Here is a 3,237-nt window from a genome sequence, read left to right on the forward strand (position 1 = left end):
CGTGGCCGCCTCGATATCACGGCCTTCCCTCTCGACTACGCCAGCGGTCGTCACCCGGAATTCTCCGCCACCCTGATGCCCGGCCTGGTGCGCAATCACGAACGCGCCCAGCGCCTGAACGACTCCGAGTTCATGGACATGATCAAGGATGTCATCCAGGAAGGCGGCGCACGCGTGCTGGCCGATGCCTGGCTGGCCGGCGGCTTCGCCTCCAACGAGCGCTGCATCACCTCGCCGGACACCGTGGAAGGACAAACCATGCGTGCCGCCGGCCCGGCCTTCGACGAGATGCTCGCGACCGCCGGGGCCTCGATCGCCTCCATGCCTTCCTCCGAGATCTATACCGCCATGCAGACCGGTGTACTGGACGGTGCCAACACCTCCTCGGGTTCCTTCGTCTCCTACCGCATCTACGAGCAGGTGACCTGCCTGACCGCGCCCGGCGAGAACGCCCTCTGGTTCATGTATGAGCCGATCCTGATCTCCGAACAGGTCTGGCAGGACTTGACCGAGGAGCAGCAGCAGGCGCTGACCGAGGCCGGCCACGCCGCCGAAGAGTTCTTCGCCGCCGAGGCCGCGGGTCTCGACGACACCATGATCGAGGTGTTCAAGGAGAACGGCGTCGAGGTAGTCAGCATGTCCCAGGAGGACTACGACGCCTGGCTCGCGGTCGCCAAGGAAAGCTCCTACAAGACCTTCGCCGAGAACGTCGAGAACGGCCAGGCCCTGATCGACGCCGCTCTCGCCGTGGAATAACGCCACCATCTCAGAGCGAATCGGACCCACCGGCCGCCCCGCGAGGGCGGCCATCCAGTCTTGTCGGAGGGCCTCATGGAACACTTCCGCACTGACGCCACGACGCCCGGCGGGCTCGTTGGCGGCTATATCCGTCTGATGGACCGGCTCTCTCACGCCACCGCCTATCTCGCCGCGGCAATGTTCATCGCCGGGGTGATCGTCGTGTGCCAGATGGTCTTCGTGCGCTACGTACTCGGCATGAGCTCGACCTGGCAGACCGAGTTCACGATATTTTCCGTGACCGCCGCCATGCTGCTCGGCAGCCCCTATGTGCTGATGACCGGCGGACACGTCTCCATCACCCTGTTGCCGGATGCCATCGGCGGCGTGACCAGAACCGTGATGCGACTTGTCGCGGCCCTGTTCGGGCTGGGCTTCTGTCTCGCCTTGGCCTATGCCTCCTGGATCTACGTCTTAGAAGCCTGGCATGGCGGCTGGACCACCGGCACCGTCTGGAATCCGGTCCTGTGGCCGGCAATTCTTCCCATGGCCGTGGGCGCTACCCTTCTGACGTTGCAATATGTCGCCGAAATCCTGCGTGGGGAGAACTGAACATGGATCCCGTCACCGCCGGCATTCTCGTCGCCATCGGCCTGATCGTGCTGATGGCCATCGGCACACCCATCGCCTTCGCGCTCGGCGGCATCTCGTTGATTGCGCTGGTCGCCGACCGCGGCGTAGCCGAACTGACCTATTTCGGCGAAACTTTTTTTCATAGCATTGCCTCGTTCGCCTTCGTGGCCATCCCCATGTTCATCCTGATGGGGTCCGCGGTGGCCTCCTCGCCCACCGGCCGCGACCTCTACCGCTCGCTGGACCTGTGGCTGGGTAGGCTGCCCGGCGGCCTGGCGATCTCCAACATCGGCGCCTGCTCGATCTTCGCCGCCCTGTCCGGCTCGTCTCCCGCCACCTGTGCGGCCATCGGCAAGATGGGTATCCCCGAGATGCGCAAGCGCGGCTACCCCGATGGTGTGGCCGCCGGCTGCATCGCCGCGGGCGGCACTTTGGGCATCCTGATTCCGCCCTCGGTGACCATGATCATCTACGGTATCGCCACCGAAACCTCGATCGGACGCCTGTTCATCGCCGGCGTTGTCCCGGGCTTCATGCTCGCCGGGCTGTTCATGATCTGGACGCTGATCGCCTGCAAGATGGCCGGCGGCTACCACAACCCCAACCCGGTCGCCGTGGCCGCCGCGAACATGAAGGCCAACGTGGAGGGCAACCTGCGTGCCCTGGTCCGCGTCCTGCCCTTCCTGGCCGTGGTGGCGGGCATCCTCTTCGCGCTCTACGGAGGGGTCGCCACGCCGTCCGAGGCCGCCGGGGTTGGTGCATTCCTGTGTGTGGCGCTGGCCATCCTCGTCTATCGCATGTGGCAGCTGGGGCCGCTCAAGCTGATCATGCGCGACGCCCTGCGCGAGAGCGTGATGATCATGCTGATCATTGCCGCGGCCGAGGTCTTCGCCTATGCGCTGTCGTCGCTGTTCATCACCCAGACGGTGGCCGGCGCCATCGCCGACCTGGAGGTCAACCGCTGGGTGCTGATGGGCATCATCAATGTCTTCCTGCTGGTGGCCGGTTTCTTCCTGCCGCCGGTGGCGGTGATCGTGATGACCGCGCCGATCCTGCTGCCGATCATCCTGGCCGCGAACTTCGACCCGTACTGGTTCGCCGTCATCCTGACCATCAACCTGGAGATCGGCCTGATCACTCCACCGGTGGGGCTGAATCTCTTCATCATCAACAGCATCGCGCCCGACATTTCGCTGCGTGACGTGCTGATGGGCAGCCTGCCCTATGCCCTGTGCATGGTGCTGGGTATCTTGCTGCTGTGTTTCTTCCCGGGGCTTGTGACCTGGCTACCCGATCTCATCATGGGCTGAAGGAGTCGCCGACATCATGAACATGACCTTCCTGCAGGAGATGTTCAACTCCATCACCCAGCGCGACGCCCTGCGGCGTCGCCGTCAGGGCGATTCGGAGACGACGGACCACAACCAGCTGCTGAAGGCCTGTCGAGCGCTGCTGGAAAGCGACGGCGAGGCCTCCAGCATCGCCCTGGCCAGCCGGGTGCTGGCCATGTTCAACCGCCTGGACGAAGCCCAGGCGCTACGTTTCTTCGAGCGTCTGGCGACGGATTTCGCCGCCGACCCCGCGACCATCGATGCCGCCTATGCGGACTATCGCCGGGCACGCGACAACACCAGCCTCCAGGTCCTCTTCGCGGCCTGCGAGCCCCGCCGACAGGAACTCTTCCGGCGCCTCAACCTGGCCAGAGACGGCACCTACGAACTGGTACGCATGCGCCAGGACATGCTGACATGGCTACGGGACCGTCCCGAGTTCGCCGCCATCGATGCCGACTTCGCCCACCTCTTCGGCTCCTGGTTCAACCGTGGCTTTCTGATGCTCAAGCGCATCGACTGGAACACCCCGGCC

4 protein-coding genes are annotated in these 3,237 nt (G+C 64.8%); all 4 read left to right on the forward strand.

Annotated features, from left to right (window positions below; genetic code table 11):
• A partial coding sequence (gene dctP / locus ACESMD_RS11665) for a TRAP transporter substrate-binding protein DctP (protein WP_372613320.1) occupies nucleotides 1-756 on the forward strand: 756 nt, incomplete at its 5' end.
• Between the two features lie 75 nt (nucleotides 757-831).
• Complete coding sequence (locus ACESMD_RS11670; RefSeq protein WP_372613322.1) at nucleotides 832-1,350, forward strand: TRAP transporter small permease subunit; 519 nt, start codon at nucleotides 832-834, stop codon at nucleotides 1,348-1,350.
• Nucleotides 1,351-1,352: 2 nt separating this feature from the next.
• Nucleotides 1,353-2,681 (forward strand): TRAP transporter large permease, encoded by a 1,329-nt coding sequence (locus ACESMD_RS11675; RefSeq protein WP_372613324.1) that lies wholly within the window; start codon nucleotides 1,353-1,355, stop codon nucleotides 2,679-2,681.
• 16 nt (nucleotides 2,682-2,697) lie between these two features.
• A partial coding sequence (locus ACESMD_RS11680) for a malonyl-CoA decarboxylase N-terminal domain-containing protein (RefSeq protein ID WP_372613326.1) occupies nucleotides 2,698-3,237 on the forward strand: 540 nt, incomplete at its 3' end.

Origin of the sequence: Halomonas sp. (assembly GCF_041689495.1) — a bacterium.
In the GTDB taxonomy this organism is placed as follows: Bacteria; Pseudomonadota; Gammaproteobacteria; order Pseudomonadales; family Halomonadaceae; genus Halomonas.

What these genes read in the sequence shown, in the direction of transcription:
- ACESMD_RS11675 (WP_372613324.1), top strand. Translation starts at nt 1,353, where the DNA reads ATGGATCCCGTCACCGCCGGCATTCTCGTCGCCATCGGCCTGATCGTG.
- ACESMD_RS11670 (WP_372613322.1), top strand. Translation starts at nt 832, where the DNA reads ATGGAACACTTCCGCACTGACGCCACGACGCCCGGCGGGCTCGTTGGC.